The organism is Streptomyces sp. NBC_01465 (assembly GCF_036227325.1).
Lineage (GTDB): Bacteria > Actinomycetota > Actinomycetes > Streptomycetales > Streptomycetaceae > Streptomyces.
In genome coordinates, this window is sequence record NZ_CP109467.1 from 9045235 (window position 1) to 9068041 (window position 22807).

Annotated in this window: 18 protein-coding genes and 2 pseudogenes; 14 read left to right on the top strand and 6 right to left on the bottom strand. The window is 67.0% G+C overall.

From position 1 onward, the window contains the following. Window positions 1-2 precede the first annotated feature (2 nt). The 5 genes from OG707_RS41965 to OG707_RS41985 all read left to right on the top strand — a co-directional run bounded on the left by OG707_RS41965 (window position 3) and on the right by OG707_RS41985 (window position 8411). Entirely contained in the window at window positions 3-2201 is a 2199-nt protein-coding gene (locus tag OG707_RS41965; protein WP_329127480.1) for a hypothetical protein, read from the top strand. 458 nt (window positions 2202-2659) lie between these two features. Continuing rightward, on the top strand, window positions 2660-3169 hold the full coding sequence (locus tag OG707_RS41970; RefSeq protein WP_329127481.1) for an RICIN domain-containing protein: 510 nt from the start codon (window positions 2660-2662) through the stop codon (window positions 3167-3169). Between the two features lie 133 nt (window positions 3170-3302). Beyond that, window positions 3303-3641: a hypothetical protein gene (locus OG707_RS41975; protein ID WP_329127483.1), complete on the top strand. Its 339-nt coding sequence runs from the start codon at window positions 3303-3305 to the stop codon at window positions 3639-3641. A gap of 7 nt (window positions 3642-3648) precedes the next feature. Then, window positions 3649-4416 (top strand): transposase, encoded by a 768-nt coding sequence (locus tag OG707_RS41980; RefSeq protein ID WP_329127485.1) that lies wholly within the window; start codon window positions 3649-3651, stop codon window positions 4414-4416. A 422-nt stretch (window positions 4417-4838) separates the two neighbouring features. After that, on the top strand, window positions 4839-8411 hold the full coding sequence (locus OG707_RS41985) for a hypothetical protein (protein ID WP_329127486.1): 3573 nt from the start codon (window positions 4839-4841) through the stop codon (window positions 8409-8411). Between the two features lie 266 nt (window positions 8412-8677). Here the strand turns inward: OG707_RS41985 and OG707_RS41990 are convergent. From OG707_RS41990 to OG707_RS42000, 3 genes and pseudogenes are all read right to left on the bottom strand, one after another. Further along, window positions 8678-9099: pseudogene (locus OG707_RS41990) on the bottom strand (transposase); the annotation flags it as partial. A gap of 289 nt (window positions 9100-9388) precedes the next feature. Beyond that, window positions 9389-12877, bottom strand: a complete 3489-nt coding sequence (locus OG707_RS41995; RefSeq protein ID WP_329127488.1) for a tetratricopeptide repeat protein — start codon at window positions 12875-12877, stop codon at window positions 9389-9391. Between the two features lie 11 nt (window positions 12878-12888). Continuing rightward, window positions 12889-13224, bottom strand: coding sequence for a hypothetical protein (locus OG707_RS42000; RefSeq protein WP_329127489.1), 336 nt, complete (start codon window positions 13222-13224; stop codon window positions 12889-12891). Between the two features lie 304 nt (window positions 13225-13528). On the opposite strand from OG707_RS42000, the gene OG707_RS42005 reads away from it, so the two are divergent. Continuing rightward, window positions 13529-13909: a DinB/UmuC family translesion DNA polymerase gene (locus OG707_RS42005; protein WP_329127490.1), complete on the top strand. Its 381-nt coding sequence runs from the start codon at window positions 13529-13531 to the stop codon at window positions 13907-13909. A gap of 209 nt (window positions 13910-14118) precedes the next feature. Here OG707_RS42005 and OG707_RS42010 read toward each other — a convergent pair whose 3' ends face one another. After that, the gene (locus OG707_RS42010; protein ID WP_329127492.1) at window positions 14119-14592 is read right to left on the bottom strand and encodes a hypothetical protein; all 474 of its coding nucleotides are present in this window, start codon (window positions 14590-14592) and stop codon (window positions 14119-14121) included. A 159-nt stretch (window positions 14593-14751) separates the two neighbouring features. On the opposite strand from OG707_RS42010, the gene OG707_RS42015 reads away from it, so the two are divergent. Next, the gene (locus OG707_RS42015) at window positions 14752-15069 is read left to right on the top strand and encodes an Imm51 family immunity protein (protein WP_329127494.1); all 318 of its coding nucleotides are present in this window, start codon (window positions 14752-14754) and stop codon (window positions 15067-15069) included. Window positions 15070-15094: 25 nt separating this feature from the next. Here the strand turns inward: OG707_RS42015 and OG707_RS42020 are convergent. Continuing rightward, a pseudogene (locus tag OG707_RS42020) lies at window positions 15095-15787 on the bottom strand (transposase); the annotation flags it as partial. Between the two features lie 59 nt (window positions 15788-15846). On the opposite strand from OG707_RS42020, the gene OG707_RS42025 reads away from it, so the two are divergent. Then, entirely contained in the window at window positions 15847-16968 is a 1122-nt protein-coding gene (locus OG707_RS42025; protein ID WP_329127496.1) for an NADAR family protein, read from the top strand. A 357-nt stretch (window positions 16969-17325) separates the two neighbouring features. On the opposite strand, the gene OG707_RS42030 is transcribed toward OG707_RS42025, so the two are convergent. Then, entirely contained in the window at window positions 17326-17697 is a 372-nt protein-coding gene (locus OG707_RS42030) for a DUF6193 family natural product biosynthesis protein (protein WP_329127497.1), read from the bottom strand. Between the two features lie 274 nt (window positions 17698-17971). Between OG707_RS42030 and OG707_RS42035 the strand changes: the two genes are divergently transcribed. From OG707_RS42035 to OG707_RS42060, 6 genes are all read left to right on the top strand, one after another. After that, complete coding sequence (locus OG707_RS42035) at window positions 17972-18745, top strand: hypothetical protein (protein WP_329128235.1); 774 nt, start codon at window positions 17972-17974, stop codon at window positions 18743-18745. 223 nt (window positions 18746-18968) lie between these two features. Beyond that, window positions 18969-19151 carry a hypothetical protein gene (locus OG707_RS42040; protein ID WP_329127498.1) on the top strand — a complete coding sequence of 61 codons (183 nt, stop codon included), beginning with the start codon at window positions 18969-18971 and terminating at the stop codon, window positions 19149-19151. Window positions 19152-19363: 212 nt separating this feature from the next. Continuing rightward, window positions 19364-20098 carry a hypothetical protein gene (locus OG707_RS42045; protein ID WP_329127500.1) on the top strand — a complete coding sequence of 245 codons (735 nt, stop codon included), beginning with the start codon at window positions 19364-19366 and terminating at the stop codon, window positions 20096-20098. 73 nt (window positions 20099-20171) lie between these two features. Further along, entirely contained in the window at window positions 20172-20669 is a 498-nt protein-coding gene (locus OG707_RS42050) for a hypothetical protein (protein WP_329127502.1), read from the top strand. Window positions 20670-21249: 580 nt separating this feature from the next. After that, window positions 21250-22008, top strand: a complete 759-nt coding sequence (locus tag OG707_RS42055) for a hypothetical protein (RefSeq protein WP_329127504.1) — start codon at window positions 21250-21252, stop codon at window positions 22006-22008. Window positions 22009-22165: 157 nt separating this feature from the next. Then, window positions 22166-22528, top strand: coding sequence for a hypothetical protein (locus OG707_RS42060; protein WP_329127505.1), 363 nt, complete (start codon window positions 22166-22168; stop codon window positions 22526-22528). Window positions 22529-22807 lie beyond the last annotated feature (279 nt).

Here is a 22807-nt window from a genome sequence, read left to right on the forward strand (position 1 = left end):
ACATGGCTGGCGAACAGACACCCGGCGCGGGACGCGGCACCGGGAACCCCGGGACCGCGGACCGGGGCACCACGGACACGGGCACGGCCGTCGCCGTGCGCTGGGTCGACGTGATGCTCGGCGTGCCGAGTACGGGGCTGGGCCTGCTGCGGGTGACGCCGGTCTCCGGTGACGTGCTTCTGATCCCGGTCGAAGGGCTGCACGACTGGGCCCCCGGGCCCGCCTCGTGGACGTACCAGCGGGGCGTGCACAGGCTGCTGCGCGGCGGCGTCCTGCTGTGGCGGTCCACGGGGGGCGAGGGCACCAACTACCGTCAATTCTGCCTAATGATGGAGCGCACACCGGGCGCCGTGCCCGTCTCCGTCATCGCGGTGGGAGTCAAGGGCAAGGGCGGCAGCGTACATCCGCTGAAGGCCGATCACCGTCCGCTGCTCCTCGACCCGAGGCTGCGCAAGCTGCTGCACGACCTGCTGCAACGGTTTGGGAAGGTGCGCGTGCCCGAGGCCGACGAGCTGACCACCGAGCGGCTCGCGGCCCTCACCCATGCGTCCGCCGACGCGAAGGCCGTGGCCGATCGTGCGGCGCAGGCGTGGGCCCAGTTCGAGGCGGCCCGCGGCGCCAAGCCCGACCAGTTCGCGCTGATGGCCGAGACCCTGGTGACGCAGGGGGCGTACGACAACACCACTGTGCTGACCAACCAGCTGGAGATCCGCCGGGGCGCGGAGGGCCTCGGCCTCTACCACCGGCAGTGGCCGCTTATGTACTACGGGCCGGACGGGCAGCCCTGCATGAACGAGGCAGGCGTGGAGCGCGACCAGTTCTACCAGGCATTCCGGCGCCATCTCGCGATCCGTGTCCCGCTGCCGCCGAACAACATCGTCACCCGGTACCTCAACGCGCTGCGGCTGACGGCGACCGACGAGAACGTCGCGCTGGGCGAGGCGATCGACGGCTACTGGCGCAACGGCGAACTCGCGTCCAAGGAGGTCATGCGGGACTGGGACCGGCAGGAGGCGGTGAAGAAGAAGCTCGACGAACACTATGGGCCGTTCGTCTTCTTTCTGTGCGCGCACGCCCTCGCGACGGTGCTGAAGAGGTTCAAGCGCACGGCGCCCTTCGGCCATGGCCTGATGGTGGCCCTGCACGCGGCTGGCAAGTTCTTCCTGATCACGTTCACCGCGAGCTGTGCGCAGATGATGCTCGACGCCGGAGTGCACTTGAGCAAGGTGATCACGGTCGACGGCAAACCGGTCGACGACCTCTCGCAGAGCCATCTGGACGCCGCGGTCGCCCAGATCCGGCGCCTGCTCGTCGAGGTGGTGGCCTTCGGGCTCGAAGCGGGGATGCTCACCCTTGCCCTAGCGGGGGCCAAGGCGCTGCCCGGGCCGCCGGATGGGCCCATGCCCGCGGCCGTGACCGCGGGGGCCCCGAGCCGAGCGGTGGTGGCCGGGGGCGCTGGGACCGCGGCGGCCGAAGGCGGCGGTGTGGTGGCGTCTCCGCCCTACCTAATGGCGACGGGCAGGAGGCCGCCCACAGGCGAGACCGGCACGGAGAAGGAGAAGCGTGAGCTGCGCGCGGACAAGCGTCCGCGGTCCGACCGGCGTTATTTCGCCAGGAAGCAGATCAAGGTCAAGAAGCTGATCGAGGACCTCCTGGTGCACATGAAAACGCTGACACGCAAGGGAGTGCCGGATCCGATGCCGGGTCTGAACGGCCGCGATCTGGGAACCGAAACCGCCAGGTTCATCGAGCGGTACCCCAAACTCCGGGCGCGTTGGCTGGAGTTGTGGCGGGAACTGATCGAGCAGCGCAGAAAGCTGGGCGTCCAACTCGAGGCGGCGAAGGGTGACCAGGCGGCCACCCGGCCCCTGCTCGAACGGGAGCAGAAGCTGATCGAGCAGATGGACGAGCTGACCAAGCTAGAGAAGGGCACGATCGGAGACAAGAGGCTCGACCTCTTCGAAGCCTTTCTGGACGACTTCCGCATCGTCGTCACCGACGTCACCCAGCGCCCGTTCGACCCGGTGCACAACTTCAAGACCATGCTGTACACCCAGATCATGAGCTGGCTCACCGGATACGCCGAGGTGTACGGCATCGACATCGACAACCTGGACGCACAGCGGATGTTCCAGGCGGAGCCCAACCCCGCGCCCGAAACCGGATCCGCACCCACACCTGGACCCGAGAACGTGCCCTGAATGCGCACCGCGCCAGCGGCTACGGTGTAACTCCAAGGTGGGGTTTGCCCCGAAATGTGGACATCTCTTGAAGGTCGGATCGTGGGATCCGACGAGGAGGTGTCCAGGTGGCTGTCACCCGGTATTCGGAAGAGTTCAAACGGGACGCGGACGTAGCCCTTGGTGCCGGGCCAGGCTGCGGGCTGGCGCGACTGGCCTCGCATGTGCCCTTGGAGCCGTCAGTTTCACAGGCACCGCACCTTGGTGGCCAAGGTTGGCAAAAATCGGACATTAAACTCTAAATCTATTGTTTGCGGTGGGCCTCGGTGCAAGACTCTGGCCGCCTGGCCGAAGCACCTCGCCGGCCAGACCACCGCTCCGCCTCTCGGCCCGCGGGACCCAGACCCAACCATTTCGCGTGAACCGGGTGTCGCTCGGGCTCTCCATCCATCTCTCAGCGAGAAAACCGGAGAAGGCCCATGACGATTCGACGCAAGCTGCTCGCGCTCCTCACCGCGGTGTTGGCCCTGCTTGCCCTCTCTATGGCCAGCGCCCCGGCACAGGCCGCAGGCTTCACCCCGATCAACATCTGGAACTCCAGCCACTGCCTCGACAACGCCACCGAGAACGCGGCGAAGCTCCACATGTGGTCATGCACCGGCGGCTCCGAGCAACGGTGGCTCCAGGGGATCAACACGACCACCCAGATGTTCACTTTCACCAACCAGCACACCGGGCGCTGCATCACCGCCCCCGCATCGGGCACCGGCACGGTCATCATGGGCGTCTGCAACGCAGGCGCCACCACCCAGCAATGGCGGGCCCTCTACGTGGCCAACCCCACCTCCCCTTCCGCAGGGTGGTACGTGATCTGGCAGAACCGCTCGAGCGGATACTGCCTGTCGACGCCCAGCGTGGGCAACGGCACGCTCGTGCAAACATGGCCCTGCGACATCGACGACCACTACCAGAAGTGGCACCAGCAGTAGGCACTCGCCCGTACGCTTCGACATCACTTACAGCACCCGAAAGGCTGTCCCGCAAAGGCCGACCGGGCCCCGCGCCGGGTCGTGAGTGGGATAGTCGTGGGACTTCGACGCGGGGCTGTGGCAACCTGCGAACATGCCAGAGCTGCGCCTTCATGCAGGCCGATACTTCGCTGTTCAGTTCCACTACGCCTTGCCGGACGATGCCTGGTGTGTGGAGCTGAGCGAGGCTGTCGCGGCGCCGGCCGCCTGGGCTGAGATCCCCGACGCGGCAACGCATCTGCCTGGACCGGCCTTCCTGGTTGCGGTGATACCCGATGAGGATCCAGACCTGGAGCCGACCGTCCACATCCATAGCCACGACGAGCGCGTCATCCCCTACGAGATCATGCGCTGGTTCATGGAGCATGTGGCCGAGCAGGTGGAACGCTGCCGCATCACGTTCGAGCAGGGAGCACCTGAAGCAGTGCAATGATCACGCAGTGACTAGTGTGATCACAGCGTCGGAACCTTCCTGGATAGCCCCGTTCAGCGGACTGAGTCCACGTCAGTTCAGCAAACTGATCACAGCGTTGCGGCGCGGAGGTGCGGATCCCTTACGCAAGGGACGGCCGTGGAGTCTGCCGCTCGAGGACCGCGTGCTGCTGATCGCGGCGTATTGGCGGACGAACCTGACCCTGCGCCAGCTGGCGCCGCTCTTCGGGGTGTCCAAGTCCGCGGCCTACCGCATCATCGACCACCTCGGACCCACGCTCGCTCTCCAGCAACGCAAGCGGTTCCGCAAAGACACCGTGCTGATCGTGGACGGCACCCTGGTTCCCACCCGGGACCACATTATCGCCGAGCAATCGAAGAATTGCCGGTACTCGACCAACCACCAGGTCGTCATCGACGCCGATACCCGTGCGGTGGTCGTGGTCGGATCGCCTCTGCCCGGCAACCGCAACGACTGCAAGGCATGGGAGGAGTCCGGCGCGAAAGCTGCTGTGGGCAACACCCTGGTCATGGCCGACGGCGGCTATCCGGGCACCGGGCTTCTCATGCCTCACCGTCGCTCCCCGGGCGAGGAGTTGTCCGAGTGGAAGCGGGAGCACAACCGCTCGCACAAACAGGTCCGCGCCCGCGTCGAGCACGTCTTCGCCCGCATGAAGACCTGGAAGATCCTCCGCAACTGCCGCCTCAAAGGCGCCGGCGTCCACCACGCCGTACTCGGCATCGCCCGCCTGCACAACCTCAACCTCGCTGGGTAGGCCGCGGGTTGCAGCAGCAGCCAACCGGACTCCGGACACCTCAAAGATCATTTACGGGACAACCTTTAGCAAGCCCCGCCGGGCTCATGCGGGGCTCGGTTGACGGCGAGATCGTCACCGCAAGGTCTTCGGCGATCTCGCAAGGCTTCTTGCCGCTGAACCTCCGCCGGAAGGCCCGCCGCCTGCTCGCCATGCTGCCGCCTGGCACTGTGAAGGGGAAGGTGGTGTGAACCGGCGCACGGAACCGGAGCAGGCTGTCTGTGCGGGCGATTAGTGAGGTACATGGCTGTTGTCAGTGGTCCTCGCTAATCTCCTGGGATCTGTGCGGTGTCGGACGATCAGGGGGCGAGATGCTGCGGTTAGACGGTGGCCGGGTGGCCGCTCGCGGGTTTCAGTACCAGTACTTGCGCACACTCGAAGCGATGCTGACGGCCTCCGACTGTGCACAGGTGCACGGATGCCGGATCGAAGGGCCCGCCGACAGCACGTCGACCTCGGCCGTCGACGTGGTCGATTTTGACCTGGTGGACGGGGTCGGCGACTGCGTGCTGGCGGCGCAGGTCAAGAGCGCCTCGCCGGGACGCCAGGTCAGCGCCCCAGATGCGTTCACGATCCTGGCCGAGTTGGTCTCCAAGGTCGAGGCCGAGACGTATGAGCTGATCACCGCGGCGCTGCCCGATCGCAATTGCCGGGCCCTGGCCAAGGCCCTGGACGAAGCATCCTCCTCGCCCCTGCGGCTGAAGGAGGTGCTGGCCGGACTCTTGGAGAGGGCCCCGTCGGCCACGGCCCGCCTGGAGGCCCTCTCCGAACAGGACCTGGCACGGCTGGGTCGGGCCAGGATGGTCTTCGACTCCAGGGACACCGAGGCCATCCGCCAGGACCTGCGGGAGCGACTGCGCCAGAGGCGGGCCCGCCATCGTGCCGGCCTGGGCGGCCGCTCGGCGGGCCTGATCATTGGGCATCTCGTCGCCGAGATCATGCGCCGCGCAGCCGAACCCCGCGAGGCGTACTGGACGATCGCAGACTTCACCGCAGCAGCGCTGGTCGACGACGACGTACTGGTGCGGGCGATGGGCCGGCAGGACTGGGGTACCGTGTTCGGTTCCCTCCCGCCGGTGCCCGACGTCGCTCGCCCGCTCCTGCTCGGCGACATCGCCGAGGTGCTGACTCCTCCGGCGCCCGATGCCCGGTTGGTCAACTCCTGTGTGCTGGCGGGACTCTCGGGGATCGGCAAGTCCAGCGCGGCCGCCGCGTACGTCGCCGAACACGCCGACCGGTACGACCTTGTCTTCTGGATCGAGGCCGCGACGGAAGAGGCCCTCACCGCATCCTTCCGGCGCGTGTGGGGACACCTGAACGGGCATGCGCAGGACGGTTCGACGTCTTCGAGCACGGCCTACCTGCGCGAACAGGTCCACGAACTGCTCTCCGCGCTGCCCGGCCGCTGGCTGCTCATCTTCGATGACGCCTCTCCCACCACCGCCGACCCGTGGATCCCTCGACTGGGCCGCGGTGACGTACTGATCACCTCCATCGACAGCGCAGGCTGGCACCATGCCCCCAGCATCGGTGTCTCGCGGATGAACCACGCTCAGGCAGTGGAACTGCTCACCTGCCGCCTCCTGCTGAGCAACGAAGCGGCCACCGCCCACCAAGAAAGTTTGGACGCGCTGGCCGACACCCTGGAGGGATGGCCGCTGGCCATCGAGCTGGCCTGCGGATACATGCGCACCTGCAGCATTCCCGTCGAGCGGCTTGACCACTACCGCTCACTCCTGCTCGACAGAGCCCTGAACGACCGCAGATCAGTTCCCTCGGGCTACCCGCGCACCCTGGCGGCCACCATCGATCTGAGCCTGGAACGACTGGCCCAGAACACCGCCGACGACAGCGAGTTCCCCTACCAGGTACAAGAAGTGCTCGGATTTCTCTGCTACTTCGCATCCCAGCGCATCCCTGTGCACTTGGCCATGGCTTCTGCGTTCATCGGTCCCGATGCCGTACCCGCTGGCGCGGAGGCCATTTTCCTGGACGAATCCACCGTTCCAGTACGGGAGATTATCCGATCGCTGATCCAAGTGTCCTTCGTCCGCTACGCCGAGCCCCTGCCCGTCCTCTATCCTCAATTCCCCGGCAGCGACGACACCGTGTCGATGAACACCGTCCTGCAGCATCTGCTGCGCCAGCGCCTGGCACAGGGAGCGGGAGTCCAAGAGGCGCTCTCGCGCAGCGCGTTCCACACCGCGCGCTGGCTCGGTGCCGCCTTGGACTCCGACGACGGCGACCGGGCCTGGGAGGTGGCCCAGCACGCGGCGGTCCTCGTGGACCACATCCAGGTCAAGGCGGTCAAGGACAACCACACCGCGATCCTGATCGGTAACCTCGCCGGTTTTGAGCACGTCCAGGGGCAGACAGGCGGAGCGCTCAGGCTGTTGCATCTGGAACTTGCCTGGCTTGAGGAGCTGGCCGACCCCAATGAGCTGCTGATCGCCCAGACCCGCATCTCCCTGGCCCAGTTGTACACACGCGAGGAATCGTCCGAAGCCCCGGACCAAGCCCTCACTCTCCTGCCACCGCTCATCGACTACCTCGACCGCGTGCGCCGCGAAGACGCCGGCGAGCCGGCCGCCGCTCTGCTGGCCACAAAGGTCCGGCTGCTGCTGCACAACCTGGCCGACCAGCACCCCGACGACCTGCGGTTGCGGTCCCTGCTCAATGCCTTCACCACCGTGACCACCCAACTGCCCCAGACCCCAGCCGTCGCCGAACTGATCGAGGGCGACCGGATAGCGCGCCTGTTCGGTGACGGTGACGTCCAAGGCGTCGCACACGCCGCCCGCGATCTGCTCCACGGAAGCGGACACTCCTTCCACGCTGCGGAAGTTCAGCGCCAACTCATAGAAGCGCTCGCCTACCAGCACCGCTGGCAGGAGGCCGAAGCCGAGTTCGAGAAGTACCTCGTCTATACCGGCCCCCGCTCCCTGTACCGGTCCTCCGTCCAGGACTTCGTACACAACGTGGGACTCGCCTGCGCACTGGCGTGGCTCCACTTCGTCAGCAGCCAGGCCGCGGCTCTGCTGCACCGCGTCTTGACGGAGAGCGGTACCGAGCATCTCGAGGCAGCACTGCCTGACCACGAACGGGCTCGGTTCACCCTGCTCAAGGCGGTCGATGCCGCAGCCCGCAGCGACACTGCCGTCTTCCTCCCGCTGATGAGAGAACTGGGCGCCAATCCTTTCGACAGGGAGGGCCTCGATCCGTCCTCCCCTTGGGAGCAGGTACTACAATCCCTGGTGGACCGGCTCAAGATCACCGTTAGCACGCAGATCCACGACCAGATCCAGGCGAACGGGGAGTGGCTGTTCGATCTGAGCCGTATGCCGGCCCTGCAGCGTGCAGAGATCCGCCGGATCATTGACGAGGCCCGCATCCTCGTCCACTGCGCACTCAGCGGCGAGAGCCCATTCCAGTCGCTGAGCATCAACCGGAACCCGATGAGCGGCGACAGCATGGCAGACGCACCGACGCCAATCATGCTGATGGAGCCCCGCCACACGCTGACGGCGGCCGCTCCGCAGGGCGGGACCATGGAGTTCCAGGTCCACCGGATCAGTGGCGCAGGATTTCGCCGGATGAACCCCGAGGTCATCTCGATCCCCACTGCCCCCGGGTGGAGGCTGCGCCGCAGAGGCGGCCGCCTGGAACTGCGGGACCAGGACGGCACGGTATGGGCGCGCGCGCTGACCAGTCTTCCGCCCCGGTGGCACCAGGCAGCCATCGCCCGGGGTCGCGTACTGGTGGTGTACGGATTCGGGCTGGGACTGGAGGAACCGGCCGAGGAGCGCGCCGCGTTCGCCTCGCCCCGGGCCTTCGCAGAACACTTCCACGTGGCTGCCTCCGCAGGACTGCTGACGGCTGCGTACGTGGCCTGGGACCCCACGCCACCGCGCCAGGCCGCCCGCCGCCAGAAGGGTCGCAAGCAGCACAAGCGGTGACCGGGCTCGCCCGCCGACCGATGCGCCCCGCGCGCCACACAGGTCAGGGGCCGGGAGGCGTGATGAGGCTCTATGACTGCCAGGTGTGCGCCGGGGGTGCGTCGGCGAGCGTGGCGAAGAAGCGCTGATGCCCCCAGGTGTCGGGGTTTCCGATGAGGAACAGGCGGCGCTTTGCGCGGCTGATGGCGACGTTGAGGAGGTAGGGGGGGCTGCAGGGGTGGGTGACAGGTTGACCTGCCCCACCGTTTGGGCTCCAGGTGCGGTGGCTAACCGGCAGCCGGGATGGTGTCGTTCTCGGAGAGTAGTTCGTACTCGACGGGGGTGCGGTAGCCCAGTGCTGAATGCCGTCGCTGGCGGTTGTAGAAGATTTCGATGAACTCGAAGATTGCGTTGGCCAGTTCGACCCGGGTCTTCCACCGCTTGCGGTTGAGCAGCTCGATCTGCATTGAGGACCAGAACGATTCCATCATCGCGTTGTCCAGGCCGACCCCGAAGGTGCCGAACGAGGCAGAAGGCCGGCGGAGCGGATCCGCTCCCCGAAGACCCAGGAGGTGAACGGGGTGCCGTGATCGGCGTGAACGATTCCGCCCGGCTTGGGGCGGCGGTTGCGGATGGCCATGTCCAGCGCGTTGACCACGAGGGTGGAGTCCTGCCGTGAGTCGATGGACCAGCCCACGATCCTGCGGGCGCTGGGCCATGTCAGTCCCGGTTCTCCAGGCTGACATGTGTCTCACGAGACACCAACCCCCACCGGCAGGAGCGTCCTCGACCGTCAGGAAAGATGGCTCCGTTGGACCGAGCTTGTCCTTTACCTACCAGAGATGGCCTTGAGGGTCTCGGGACGTTTGACGCTCTTGCCCACGTCGTAGCGGAGTGCGGGCCAGCGGTTCTCGGTCCCGCGGGCCCGATTCCGTCGGGCTACCCGACCACGGAATGCACCTATCCGCGTTGGTCGTTGCAGGTGGTGAAGACAGAGGTCACGACGGTCCGACGCCGCCGTTGCGCTTGGCAAAAGCCGTGATGAGATTGTCTCGGGCCTTCACCGAGATCGGGTGGTCCTCACCTAGCACTTGCATAGCGTCCGTGAGGTTCCGCTCGCACAGGGGGACGGCCCGCTCCAGGTCTCCCGCCGACACGTAGGCCTCGGCGAGTTTGTTGCGGATGGTGAAGGTGTCGGAGTGATCCTCACCCAGCACGCGCACGGCGTCTGTGAGGTTCTGCTCGTACAGGGGGATGGCCTGCTCCAGGTGCCCCGTCGCCTCGTAGGCGTGGGCGAGTTTGTGGCGGTAGATCAGGGGGGAGGGGTGGTCCTCACCCAGCACGCGCACGGCGTCCGTGAGGTTCCGCTCGTACAAGGGGATGGCCCGCTCCAGGTCCCCCGCCGACACGTAGACGTGGGCGAGTCTGTTGCGGGAGACGAGGGTGTCAGGGTGGTCCTCACCCAACACGCGCACCCGATCTTTCAGAGTCCGTTCGAAGAGGGCAACAGCCCGTCCCGGATCTCCCGCCGACACGTAGGCCTCGGCGAGATTGTTACGGATGGTGAAGGTGTCGGAGTGATCCTCACCCAGCACGCGCACGGCGTCTGTGAGGTTCTGCTCGTACAAGGGGATGGCCTGCTCCAGGTCTCCCGCCGACGCGTAGACGTGGGCGAGTTTGTGGCGGTAGATCAGGGGGGCGAGGTGGTCGGTGCCCAACACGCGCACGGCGTCCGTGAGGTTCCGCTCGTACAAGGGCATGGCCCGCTCCAGGTCCCCGGCCGCCTCGTAGACGTGGGCGAGTCTGTTGCGGGAGACGAGGGTGTCAGGGTGGTCCTCACCCAACACGCGCACCCGATCTTTCAAGGTCCGTTCGAAGAGGGCACCAGCCCGTCCCGGATCTCCCGCCGACACGTAGGCCTCGGCTAGATTGTTACGCAGGGTAAGGGTGACTGGGTGATCGGCGCCCCATACGCGCACGGCGTCCGTGAGGTTCTGCTCGTACAGGGGGATGGCCCGCTCCAGGTCCCCCGCCGACACGTAGGCGTTGGCGAGGTAGTTGCGGTAGATCAGGGTGTCGGGGTGGTCCTCACCCAGTATCTGCAGGGCGTCTGTGAGGTTCTGTTCGTGCAGGGGGATGGCTCGCTCGAGGTCTCCCGCCGACTCGTAGGCGTTGGCGAGGCGGTGGCGGATGTGGATGATGTCGGGGTGATCGGCGCCCAGTACCTGCACCCGGTCGGCCAGTAACTCGGCGTACACAGCAGACGCACCAGCTGCGTCTCCAGCCTCCTCTTTCCAACTGGCCAAGCTCCACCGGGCGTTGAGCGTGTTGTAGTGGTTGGGGCCACTTATTCGTTTGTAGTCCTTCACCAGCTGGGCGAAGTCGGATGCGGCAGAGGCCGCATCTCCTGCCTTCCCCCGAAAGCTAGCTCGGTTGAGTCGGACGGAGAGCACCTGAGTGTGGTCGGGGCCGAATACCCGCTCCATCGGCTCCAGCAAACCGGTCAGGTCGGCCACGGCACCGGCCAAGTCCCCCGCCTGCCCCCGCCACCGGGCCAGGTGAGCGCGGCCGATGAGCGTGTCCGGATGATCTGGGCCCAGCGCATCCTCAAGGTCTTTTAGCAGCTTGATCAGGTCGGTGACGGCAGCGGCAGCGTCCCCTGCATCTCCTCGCCATCGGGCGAGCTCATGGCGGATTTGGATGATCTCGGGGTGGTCTTCGCCCAGTACCCGTACCGCATCGTCCTGCAGCACGGCGAAGTCAGCCGCGGCGCCGGCTGCATCCCCGGCGTGCCCTCGCCACAGTGCGAAGTCTCGCCGGGCATTGAGGGTGTCTGGGTGGTCCGGGCCGAGATGGCCGCGGATGGTGTCGGCCAGGCGCTGGTAATAATCGCGGGCTGCGGCGGCCTGTCCGGTGTTGGAGAGGCTGGTGCCGCTGCGAAACAGCACTGCGTGAGCGTCGGGCTGATAGAGGGCGCCTTCGGCGGAGGAGACGAGCGCGGTGGTGTTGGCGCGCAGCGTCTGAGCAAGGATGGTGTCGTTTTCCACCGCGGGCCAGACCTCGAAGAGGGCGTCGGCAACGGAATGCGCGGCCTGGTGGCGCTCCTTGGGGGTGAGAGTGTCGCGGACGGTGCGCTGGACGAGCTGGTGGACGCGAACGGCCTGGTGAGGGGTGGTGGGGCTGTGGTGGATGAGGCTGAGCCGGTGCAGCGCCCCCAGGGCGCGTACGGCGTCCCGGGCGGAGACTGGGGCCGGTTTTTCAGCCGGGTCGGTACCGGTGCGCGGGCGGTGTGCGGTGAGGTGGGCAAGGGCAGGCTGGCTGGTCAGGACGATCTCAGGGATGCCGTTGGCATCAAGCAGGGCGGCCAGGTGGAGCATAGGGCGAGCCAGGCCGGCCGGACGCAGGGTGTCGGCTCGGTCGATGGACAACGACCAGGCGGCGGCCAGGGGCAGGGCCTGGTCGTCGGGGAGGGGATCGGGGGCGGTGTCGGCGAGGGCGGCAGTGCGGTCGGCCAGCAGATCACGGTAGCCGGCCACGGTCTCGCCGGTGTTGTCGATGAGGTAGGCGGAGGCCTGGGCGAGGGCCAGGGGCAGATGTCCGAGATCTTCTGCCAGAGCGGTGAGCTCGTCGGCGGATTCGTCGCGGCCGGTCAAGGAGGTGGTGAGGTAGGTGAGGGCTTCTTCCTGGGTGAACAGGCCGACCTCGATGGTGTGGCAGCCGGGGCCGACGCGGGCGGCGTCCTGGCGGCGGGTGGTGACCAGGGTGCGGCCGTGAGGACTGACCGGTGGCCACAGTCCACGCAGATCGGCGGGGTCGGCGACATCGTCCAGGACGATCAGCCACCGGCACGGCTCCGCCTCCGCCTTCTTGGGAGTGAGCCAGGCCAGGAAGGCGCGGGCGGCTTCTTCGGGGTCGTTTGGATCGGCCCGGTGCAGCTCAACGCCAGCCTGAGCATAGCTGGTCACGATGGGCGAACGGGCGCTCGCGGTGATCCACACAAGGACATCCAGGCGGCCTGTTGTACTGGTGTCGTTCCAGGCGGCGCGGGCGTAGTCGGCGGCCAGCTGGGTCTTGCCGACGCCGCCCATGCCGGTCAGCAGCTGGGTCAGCACGGCGGTGCCGCCGTGCTGGACCGTGGTGCGCAGCCTGTCCGCCTCAGCGCGCTGCTGGAAGGATCGTGCGGCGGACGGGATGACACCGACCTGGTGCGGCCATGGAGCCGGTTCCTGGGAAGCTCGCTGCTGCAGGACAAAGGTGCCGATGGACACGTGGCCGGTGATGGCGATTCCGCCGCTGACGCCGGTCGCATTCCCGGTGTCGGACAGGTGGACCGAGGCAGGGGCAGAGCCGCTTGTTCCCGGGACGGGACCGCGATAGCCGGTTACGGCCGTGCTGTCGTCAGTGCCCTGGGCGTTGCCGGTATCCGCCGCGGTCACTGATGGCTCAGGCGCCTCATCTCGCGCCTTGCGCGATGACTCTTTCGCCATGGGAGCGTGTCCTAGTCGGTGTAGTCGATGCCGGAGACGGAGTTCTTGCCGCTGGCCTCTCCCGTCCGCTTGGCTGTGGCCGAGCCGCGACCCTGGCCGCCGGGCCGTCTGATGCCGGTGACACCGCCTCTGCTGGCCTTGCCGGTTCGGGTGGCCCTGTCTGCGGGGCTGGCCGGGGACGGGTGCTGGAACAGAGCCCAGACCAGGGCCGCGATGGCGACGGCGGCCTGGATGGAGGCGCCGACCAGCTGCCCGGCACCGGGGCTGCCCAGCAGCCAGATCAGCGGCGTGGAGAGGATTCCCACCACCGCCAGCACGATGACCGCGATCTTCCGTCTCTGGGTCATGTAGGGCTTCCCCCTTCGTTGCCGACGGCCCGCCAGACCGGCTGACGCACCGAAGATTCGTACCAACAGGTCACGAAATCCTGTGACTTAAGAAACGCGCCCTGCGCTGCTATGGTTCCTGGGCTCCTCACACGGAATGGGTGGCGTCGTTGGCAGTGCGCAGCGGTCGGCGGCCGAGCTCATCTAGTGGGGCCGAGTTCACATCACTCTCGACGGGCGAGAGGCAGTGGGACGACGACGCCAGAGCGCTTGGCGAGTTGCTCACTGAGGGCGGGATTCTCGGCGAGGAGGGTGGCGATGACGGTTGCTGCGACGTCTACCTGCTGCTGAAGTCGTTGGCGCTCCGCGCCCCGTCGCCCCCGAACAACTCGCCCGCTCGGTCAGCGGCGAGCACCGCTTCGACCACGACGAACTCGACCCCGCCGAACACCGGCGCGCGCTGCTCGCCCTCGCACAAGACCTCGGAGCCCGCTGCCGCAGCGACCAACAAGCAGCCGGCGGACTGTCCCTGACGGTGCGGTACGCAGATGGCACCAGCACCACCCGCAGCCGCACCCTGACCGGGCCGACCCACCACAGCCGCGACCTTACCGACGCCGCCACCACGCTGTACGACGCGCTCGGCCTGCAGAGCTTGTCACCCGCCAGCTCACCTTCGACCTGGGTGACGGGAAGCCGCTGCTGATCGAGGCGGTCGCGGATCGGGCCCGCGCCCGCTACGGACACCACGTGATCAAACCCGGTGCCCTCGCGGAGAAGACGGACCGCCCCATCGCGGGTTCGTGAGGCGCTGGGAGCGCCCCACCCGGGTGAAGCGCTGGGGGCAGCGGGCCATCGTGACCTTGAGGGGGGCTGCTGGGTCAGGTGACGCTCTGTTCGCGCGGCTTCCGCGGTTCAGGGTGTCGGCCAGGCCTGGAGGAGGTAGTGCTCGGCGATGGGTTCGTCAGGTTCTTGGACGCCGTCGGGGTTGGTGTCGCGGCCGTGGGCGTGGAGGCGCATGCAGTAGGTGGCGGGGCCGGTGAAGGCGAGGTTGATCTCGTAGGCGTCCATGTCGTCGCTGTTCTCGTCGGGTCCCATGCAGGCGGTCAGGTGCGCGATGCCCAGGGTGGAGGTGTAGGACAGCTCGGTGACGTCGTCCCACGCCTGGGTCTGGTCGCGGGCGAGAGGAGTGGGGGAGAGATCGAAGGAGATCATGGCGTGTCCGGCGCTGATGCCCGCGATGACGTACAGGTGGTTCTTCCCGCCGGCGGCCAGGCCGTCGTGGTCGGCCGCGGTGATGGTCCGGTTCTTCAGGTAGTCGAGGTCGTCGTCTTCGAGGACGTAGAACTGGCTCTCGCCCACGGAGAACCGGTACGGGCCATGGATCATCAATCCACCCTAGGGCGGCACCGTCGCGGACCCGTGGAACAGGGGCCCGCGCCGGATGAGCCGCTAGTGCTGTGACCGGAAAGGTTCGCCGGGCTGGGAGCGGACAAGCAGTTTGAATGGGCTGGGCAGCCCGTGTACTGGGAGTGGGAAGATCGCGCTGTGACTATCACCCTGCATGACCTTGATGGTGAGCACTCGTTGACGCTCACTGCCGGCGACCTGGCCGCTGATGCGGCGGTGGTTGGCGCCGGACACGAGCCCAACGGGTACTTCTGGGAAGGTCTTGTGCAGTTCGCCTGGCCGGATCTTGCTGAGCGCCTCGATTTCGACAGCGAGGGCGGCATGTTCTGTGCGCTCGGGAGCTTGAGTGACCTCACGCAGCTCAAGACTGTCCTTGAGCCTGTGATCTCGAGCCTCAGCTCGGTTCGCGAGATTGTTGCCCGCGCTGAGACGGCAGGCTTCGAGTTCGACGACTGATGCTGTAATCAGCACGTCTGCCGATTCAGGCCGCAAGCTGGAGAGGTCTGCCGCCCCAGCGGGTGTGTTTCTCGCTGCGGATGCGTGCGCGTTCGCGTCGTTGGGTGGCGAGGACGTCCGGGTGGCGGGCGTTCTCGTTGCGCCAGCGCAGGTGGGCGTGCAGGGTCCGGGTCTGGACGGTGTGGTTGGGGTGGTTCGAGTTGGCGAGGGCGAACTGCCGCAGGGGCCCGAAGTGGGCCTCGATCGGATTGGCCCAGGACGCATAGGTCGGGGTGAAGCGGAGCTCGACCTTGTTCCGATCGGTCCAGTGGCGGATCCGCCGGTTCAGGTGCGCGGACAGGTTGTCGAGGATCACGTGGATCGGGGCGCCGTCCGGGCGGGCCGCGCGGATCGACCGCAGTGCCGTCCAGGTGTGGTCGATACCCTTGCGGCGGCGGACAACTCCCCGGAGCCGGTCGTCGCCGACCGAGTAGCAGCCGTGGAAGTACGTGATGCTGTGGGTGCGGCGGTAGGTCGCCGGCAGCCGGTCCGGATGGGGCTGGGGAGCCCAGCACGATCCTGCGATCGGGCGGATGCCGAGCGGGCCGAACTCGTCCAGGGCGAATGTCCGGTCCGGCCGCTCGGTGAGCGCGAACTCGATCTGGTCGAGTTTGACGTCGAAGTCCGGGTCCGGGGACTCCTTCAAGGTCTTGGTGCGTTGGAAGGAGATTCCGCGGCGGTGAGGGGCTTCGACCGTGCGGAAATTCCCCGTCCCCGCAGCTGCGGCACAATCGCCGGATGATCGGTAACAAGACAACTCACCGCACGGTGGACGGTGTTCGCATACCCGGCACCTGGCGCCACGCCTTCATCCGCAACGGCGGCACGCACTTCCTCACCGACCTGTTCATCTATGCCGACGGGCTCATCGACTGCTGGGAACTGGTCACCCTTGAGGAGTTCCAGAACAAGCTCGACAGCGGCTGGGTAGCCACCACCCTGCCCGACGGCGCCAAGGCATCCGCGTTCGAACTGGCCAGCTGGACCTTCAGCGAGCCCCACAGCCACCTCACCCCCGACCTGCTGGTCGCCGAAATACGAGACACCATCGACCAACTCAACGGGCGCCCGGATTCAACGGGCCGGTGCCTCGCCGCCGTCGACACCTTCCTCGCCGACCGGACCGAGGCAAACCGCGCCGCAGCCCGCAACGCCTTCCTGGCCATCCCGATCTCGCAGCGCCGCTACGCACTGGGCGACATGGACAGCAAAGACTGGCCGCTGCGGGTGCTGGTGGCGGGACCCGGCGGCGAAACGTATATCCCGGCCGAGGGGCCGATCATGCAGGAGGACTACGACAGGGCCGTCGCCTACTTCGAGGAACGGGCACGATGGGTTGCTGAACGGGCCACACGCGCCCCGGCAGACGGACCCGTGACCTCCTTCGCCCCGGCGATCAAGCTGTACCACACGTATCCGAGCAAACCGGTCGATGCCCCGGGATTCCGGGGCCTGCGCAACGACTACCCGGCCCCGATTGTCGTCGGCGAGGCCGGCTACCCATCTGCCGCCCACGCCTACTGGGCGCTGTCAGTCGCTGACCCCGAGGTCCGGACCGCGATCGCCACGGCAGAGACCCATGCCGCCGCACGCAAGTCCGCGACCGCGGCAGCACAGCGTGAGGGCTGGCAGCACGCCCGCACCGCGGTGATGACGGACCTCCTGCGCGCGAAGTATCACCAGCACCCCGACCTGGCCGAGATCCTCCTGACCACGAACGACGCCACCGTGATCTACGACGACGCCGACTCGGGCTTCTGGGGGGACAACGCCGGACGCGGCCGCAACTGGGCAGGCCGACTCCTCGAACTCGTCCGCTCGGAGCTACAGGCACAGCAGGCCGGCATCACAGGCCTGTAAAAGGCCGCCCGCCGCTCGAATCCGAGCTGCGACTGCTGGATGCGGAGCGACCACTGCGTCGCTGACCTGTGGTTGATGAAGCGCTCGGAGAACGAGCGCTTCATCAACCACCAGCTGCCACCTGACTTGGTGCAGAGAAGGAGCCGACACCACCGCAACAGCGCCAGCGGATAAGACCTTTGCGACTTCGCGGGCCTCCCGGTCGCCTGCAGATCCTTCACGTAGTCCGCCACCGGCGCGACCACCTCACCGGACCCAGAAGCCTGTACGCCTCCTACGGGTCATCCGGCTCCACCACAGACCCCGCCGACGGCACCATCAGCGCTGCGAGATCTCGGCAGACATCACTTGTCTCTGTCACGGGCCCGGACGGTAGTCATTGCACTGCAGCCAGGGCCCCTCGACGGCCGGCCCGCAGTCCTCTGGAAGATGGGCGACCAGGAGCGCGGCAGCCTCTTGCGCGGTTGCCGCCTCACCGAGGAGTTCCGCATATCCCATCGCGTACACCTTGTACGGCGCTTCACCTGCGATGAACGGAAGGTCGTTGCTCCAGGGGAAGTCCGTGTTCCGGTGGAAGGTGAGACAGCCGTGGCTCGGGAACGGGAACAGCGCACGCAGACGTGGCTCGGCGGCCGCGGCCTCGATTACTTCGGGATCGCCCCGGCGAGCGCTGGGGTCGCGAGCCAACAGCAGACGCCACGCCTTCTCGACCACGGATTCCGTACTCATGCCGTCGATCATGCAGAGCAGCTCACCAGGCCACAACCCTCACCAGACCCGCCCGTCATCTGGCAGACCCACGAGGAGTGTTCAGTCACGCGTCCGCTGGTAGGTCACCCAGTCCTGAGCGAGTCGGCCCATGTGCTCCTTCCAGTCCCGGGGATCGCGCGCGATCCCATCCCACCGCCTCACGATGGTCCACTTCTCCTGAGATCGGACAGGTGGTGTGGCACTGGGGCCTGTTTGTTCGGCTGCTGTTGGGTGTTGTCATACTCCGGAAGTGATGAACGAACGCACTGTGGTGTCTGCTGGTCTGCCCGATCCTGCTGCGGTGTTGGCGGGGTATGACTGGGGTGTGCTGGAGCACGCGTACGGGACGGCTGAGGACACCCCGCGCTGGTTGGCCGCGTTGCTGGATGACGACCCCCGGGGGCGAGCGCGGGCCCTGGACCATCTTCATTACGACGTCCATCACCAGAACACGCTGTACTCGGCGACGGTGCCAGCTGCGCTCTACGTCGCGGGGATCCTTGCCGATCCGCGGACCGCGGTGCCTGGCGAGAAGGAGGCGCAGACCTTTCCCGGACCCATGCGTGCCGAACTGCTGGGCTGGCTGGGTTCGGTCGCCGATGAGGCCGGCGACGAGGCGGAAGCCATCAGCCGTCATCACGGCTTCCCACCGGAGGATTACCCGCCGTTCGTGCAGACCCAGTTGATTCGGCCGCTGCTCCATACCGCGGTCGCTGCCTGTCTCGATGACCCTGACCTGCACGTGCGCGAGGCCGCCATCGCCGCTTGCATCCCGCTGCTCGATGACCCCCTGCTGCGCTCTCGCCGGGCCGCTCTGGTGCCGTTGCTGCGTGGCGTGTTGGGAGTGAGCAGGTTGTGGCAGTACCGCGAGCGGGCCATCGACGCCCTCACTAGGTGGGGCGAGGACGCCACCGGACTGGAAGGGCAGCGGGAGACATTTGCGGTCTGCGCCCCCGAGCACGACGACTCGCACCCGCGACCGCGGTCTGCCCCCAGGCTGGGCGACTGCTCCGAACCGCCGTTCTGATCAGAACAGCACGGTTCAATCGCTGGGGTGGGCCAGACGGGATGGCGGCGGTGACTCCTCCCCGTGGGACCTTAGGCCGTACGCACCCTTGCGTGTATGCCGTCTAAGGCCCCTTCGTCGTGGAGATGGGGCACTCTCCCGATGTGGCAGAACCCCCTGGGAGACGAAGGTAGAGACATCGCAGAGAGCGACAACACACCTTCGCAGCAGGGGAATCCACATCATGTACGAGTACGAGATCCACCAGGTTCAGCAGGCCGAGCTCCTCCGCAGCGCCGACCGCCAGCGCCTCGTCGGCGAGGCCCGCAGGGCCCGTCGCACCGCCCGTCGCGCCGGGCGGACCGGGCAGCAGGGAATCGAGGGGCGGGTGAGTGCCTTGCGTTCCCGGTTCGTCCGGGCCGCGTGATACAGCTCGTGCGGCACCTGATGCCGGGTGCCATCAACGAGCGGTGGTGACCGAAGCATTCGCATGCGGGTGCGGCGCCCAGTTGAGGGGCTGGCTAGCTCAGGTCGGCTGTCGGGGTACGTGTGAACGTGGCTCTGACCGGCATGTTGTGAATGGTCTTGGAGTCGCGTATCCGGTGCGACCCGTCCAGAGCCTCCTGGTTGGATGACCGCATGACGGATTGGTCGACACTCGCCGACGCGTGCGGTTCCGCGGAACACCTGCCTGGCCTCCTTGACCGGTTCGAGGCCGATCCGACCGGTGTGTGGTCCGAGCTGATGGACCACCTGTGTCCGCAGTGGGACACCGCCTTCACCGCCAGCTTCGCCGCACTTCCTCGCTTGGCCGAGATCGCGACCGCGGGCAGCCGGGAGGCTCTGGGCCCGGTGCTGTTGGCAGCGGGAGCAATCGCCTCCTGTTCGCCCGGGCTGTCCGAGCCCGCGAGCCCCCTGACGGTCTATTCGGCTCCGATTGCGGTTCTGCACGAGCTCACCGATCGCCGTCTGAACCAGACGGCCTCAGCCGACGAATACGTGAACCTGCTGCAGGCCCTGCTCTCCTTCGAGGGCGTCGAGATCTGGGATCGCTCCCTGGACGGTCTACAGACCGGGGAGTACGAGGTCGACTGCCCCCACTGCGGCGTCAACATGTTCGTGGTGACCGGGCAAGAGGACTCCTTCTCCTGCACCGACGACTACGCGCTGCAGGAAGTGCAGAGGTCACCCCTCCAACCGGCGCGAGTGCAGGAGCTGGCAGAGCTGCCGCAGAGGCTGTTCACGCAGGCGATGGCGGACGGCCAGGAGGGGCTGGCTCATGGCGTCCGTTGCCTGTTCGGGCGAGCAGCCTGCCCGGACTGCGGGACCGGCTTCTCGGTGGCCGAGCGTGTGGTGGCCCGCTGGATCCCGTGATCCGCGTGGACGCTCCTGCTATGTTCTTCCCGACTCCGAGAGGGTGAACTTCCCAGGAGCCTGAGGGGCGATCGTGGCTGGTGAACGGCTTGATACCGAGTGGCTCCGCGGCTGGTGTGAGCACGCGGATGCGGCGCTCGCGGAGCTGATGCAGTCGTTCCAAACACTGCACGGCTTCGAGCCAGGCAGGAACGCGGTCGTGCTCGCCACGGAGAAGAGCCACCAGGCCACCGACGCGCTCGTGGAGCTGACGCCGATTCCCTCGGACCTGACCACGATGTACTGGGTGGTCGACGAGGTCTCCCTGCCCGATGTGGAGAACGGTTACTTCATCCATCCTGCCTCGCTGGTCGCGGATCACTTCCGCGAGTACGGGGCCGTCCAGATCGACGAGGAAGAGCCTGCCCTGGTTTTCGCCAGCGACGGCGGCGGCCATCTGTTCGCACTGGCCGGATCCGGGCAGGTCTGGAGGTCGACCACCGCCTCCTGGCTCGATCAGTTCGACCTCGCTGCGGCCACTCTTCAGGAGTTCCTCGAAGGGTTCTCGCGGCAGATCAGCAGCCAGCTCTGACTACTGATCGAAGGACGAGTCGGCTCGAACTCGGGTGAGAATCCGGATCCTCAAGAGCCGGAACGACGCCCGGCCGCACATGGGCCGCTTGATCGCCTTGACTCTGCAAACGGTGCCGTCGGTGCTGCCGCTACCCCAGGGAAGGGCGAGTCCGGCGGACACGGCGTTGAGGCCCTGGCGGAGAAAACCGGCGCAGCCGCGAAGCGGGGCGGGTGCCAGGCGGGGATCCGGCGGTCGCGTACGGCTTGGGCCGCCTCGTCGGCCGACTGTTTGGAGGGCGGTGGTCAGGGCGGGAGCGGCGGGAGCGGGGGTGCTGCCGGGGGCGGGGGAGTGGGCCTCCAGGAGCATGGTGATATGGGCGGCTTCGTGGAGGGCACGTTCGGCGCCGTCCTGCGCGGTGCGGGACAGGCCGCCACTGCTTCGTGTCGCGGGTGCTGTCGTTTGGCACCAAGCAACGGACCTCGGCGCGATTATCGTCCTCGCCCGTACCAAGCGATGATCGCCTATGGCCGGTAGCCCGAAGCGCAGATCACGTGAGCGTGAATCACCGAACAGGACCCGGTTCGGGTTGAATATCCAGATGACGGTTCGACCTCACGCTGAAGTAGTCGCGGCCCTCGACACCGCTTTCGCCGCCGTCCCGCGCCCGACCGATATCAGCACCTGCCCCTGCTGCCTCTGGCCCGAGGAAGCCGCCGTCCTGCTGAGTACGCCCCGACAGCAACTGCAGGCAGACGATCTGGTCAGCTACGGCCTGAACGTCATGAACACGGTCGGCAGCGCCGAAGACTTCCGCTACTTCGCACCTCGCCTGCTGGAACTGTCGCTGATCATCGATGGCATGGACTGGCCGGACCTCGAACTGACCTTCATCAAACTGGCCCAGGCGAACTGGCAGTCCTGGCCCGAAGCAGCGATCCTCACAGAGCTGATGGACGCCTTGTGGACCGACATCCTCACCCAGGACCCCTCCTGGCTCGACGTCGGAACCCTGCTCTGCGCACTGGGCAGCGCCCAACCGAGCATCGCCCACCACCTGCACGCCTGGTCCGCCCTCGACAACGCGGCGTCCATCGCCAACCTCCACGAGTTCGTCACCACCCAGACCGACATCCGACAGGGACAGCTGGTCGCACAGAACGCCTACTGGGACACCACGAGCGCGACCTACGCCGAACTCTCGTCCTGGCTCTCCAACGGCCCAGCGACAGCCGCCGTCCAAGCAGCCATCGCTTCCCACACATCCGAACAGGCCCTCATCCACCTGGCTGACATCCACAACAGACTGCTCCAGGCCCGATCCGACACAGGACCGATGCCGCAGTCACAGGAAACCTGAGAGCTCAGCGACGTCTGTCGCCCACCCACGCCGACCAGTTGATCGAGGATCTTCCCGACGATGCGATGACCAGCACCGGTACCTTCACAACGCCGCACACCCTGCCGCTGAATCCGGTCACCAGAAGTCGGAAGCGCGTCAGGCCAAGGAGAAACGCATGACACAGCTCTCGGAGATGAGCGAGCGCGAGTACTTCGCCAACGTCGGGCAACGCCCTGGCATGTTCGTCGGCAAGACCTCCTTCCACATGCTCACCGCGTTCCTGACCGGCTACGACCAGCACGCCCTCCGACACGGCGGGCACGGACTTGCCGGCTGGCATGAATGGCTCGTCGCGCGCCGCGGCCGTGACTGCAACCATGCATGGCCCGGCCAAGTCCTCCACATCGCGATCCCGGGCGGCTGGGACAGCATCTGGGACCTACCGCCCGAGGACGAGAAGCAGGCGATCAAGGTCTTGTTCGAGCTCCTCGACGCTTTCGCCGCCGAACACGAAACGGCACCAGTTGCCTCAGATTGAGCGAGACAAGCAGCATCCCTACGACTCGCTCCATCTGAGGCACCGCAGGCCAGGCCTTGGCCGTGCCTCCCTCTGAGCGGGACAGGACAGCAGGCGAGGCAGCAGTCGACTGTTTCGCGGAGACCGGGAACGAACATCTCGTGTTTTACCAGCGCGGATCGTTTGTTCATCGTCAGCCGGCGGCTCTCAACGACCTGGCGGTTTAGGGGTTGAGTGCGGTGCGCTGACGTTGCGCGTAGGCGCGGCGCCGGTCGGCGGGGAGCCAGTCGGGCTGTGGGG

Coding starts and splice junctions, on each gene's coding strand:
- OG707_RS41965 (WP_329127480.1), top strand. CDS start 3: ATGGCTGGCGAACAGACACCCGGCGCGGGACGCGGCACCGGGAACCCC.
- OG707_RS41970 (WP_329127481.1), top strand. CDS start 2,660: ATGACGATTCGACGCAAGCTGCTCGCGCTCCTCACCGCGGTGTTGGCC.
- OG707_RS41975 (WP_329127483.1), top strand. CDS start 3,303: ATGCCAGAGCTGCGCCTTCATGCAGGCCGATACTTCGCTGTTCAGTTC.
- OG707_RS41985 (WP_329127486.1), top strand. CDS start 4,839: ATGCTGACGGCCTCCGACTGTGCACAGGTGCACGGATGCCGGATCGAA.
- OG707_RS41995 (WP_329127488.1), bottom strand. CDS start 12,877: ATGGCGAAAGAGTCATCGCGCAAGGCGCGAGATGAGGCGCCTGAGCCA.
- OG707_RS42000 (WP_329127489.1), bottom strand. CDS start 13,224: ATGACCCAGAGACGGAAGATCGCGGTCATCGTGCTGGCGGTGGTGGGA.
- OG707_RS42010 (WP_329127492.1), bottom strand. CDS start 14,592: ATGATCCATGGCCCGTACCGGTTCTCCGTGGGCGAGAGCCAGTTCTAC.
- OG707_RS42025 (WP_329127496.1), top strand. CDS start 15,847: ATGATCGGTAACAAGACAACTCACCGCACGGTGGACGGTGTTCGCATA.
- OG707_RS42030 (WP_329127497.1), bottom strand. CDS start 17,697: ATGAGTACGGAATCCGTGGTCGAGAAGGCGTGGCGTCTGCTGTTGGCT.
- OG707_RS42035 (WP_329128235.1), top strand. CDS start 17,972: ATGAACGAACGCACTGTGGTGTCTGCTGGTCTGCCCGATCCTGCTGCG.
- OG707_RS42040 (WP_329127498.1), top strand. CDS start 18,969: ATGTACGAGTACGAGATCCACCAGGTTCAGCAGGCCGAGCTCCTCCGC.
- OG707_RS42045 (WP_329127500.1), top strand. CDS start 19,364: ATGACGGATTGGTCGACACTCGCCGACGCGTGCGGTTCCGCGGAACAC.
- OG707_RS42055 (WP_329127504.1), top strand. CDS start 21,250: ATGACGGTTCGACCTCACGCTGAAGTAGTCGCGGCCCTCGACACCGCT.
- OG707_RS42060 (WP_329127505.1), top strand. CDS start 22,166: ATGACACAGCTCTCGGAGATGAGCGAGCGCGAGTACTTCGCCAACGTC.